The organism is Psychrobacter sp. 1Y4 (assembly GCF_051847555.1).
Map to the genome: position 1 here is coordinate 1 of NZ_JBPYDE010001109.1, position 529 is coordinate 529.

General features: G+C 43.1%; 1 protein-coding gene. It reads right to left on the reverse strand.

Annotation, left to right across the window (positions count from 1 at the left end):
* Positions 1–513, reverse strand: a 513-nt coding sequence (locus ACS8FC_RS20665; RefSeq protein ID WP_439298161.1) for a hypoxanthine-guanine phosphoribosyltransferase, incomplete at its 3' end; no start/stop codon positions are given.
* Between the last annotated feature and the right edge of the window lie 16 nt (positions 514–529).

Consider the following 529-nt stretch of genomic DNA (forward strand, 5'->3'; position numbering starts at 1 on the left):
ACCATGGAAATCCATACCGCAGCCATAGACGTAACGATCTGCGACATTAATACCGACGAAATCAACATCAAAATCGGCAACTTTACGGTCATGCTGCTTGTTTAGCAGCACACAAGATTCGAGAGATAATGGTTTCTCTTTATTTAGCTCCTCGACAACAGCCTTTAGAGTGATGCCTTCGTCAAAAATATCATCAATCAACAACACATGCTCACCTTCGATACTCACATCAGGCTTGAATTTCCAATCAAGATCGTTAGTACCTTCGTTATCACGATAGCGTGTCGCATGAATATAATGCATACGATGGTAGAAAGTAAGATGCGTCAATAGTTGACCAGCTGGAATTAATCCACCGTTCATAACAACCATCACAATTGGGTTCAGACCAGCGTAGTGTAGGTTAAGCTGAGCAGCCAAACGCTCATAAGCAGCCGCTACTTCTATACTGCTGATCAGGCACTCTGAGTTACGTAATGTTTTTTCGATTTCTTGATTGCCGATTTGGGTCATCGGGCGCACCTTTGGT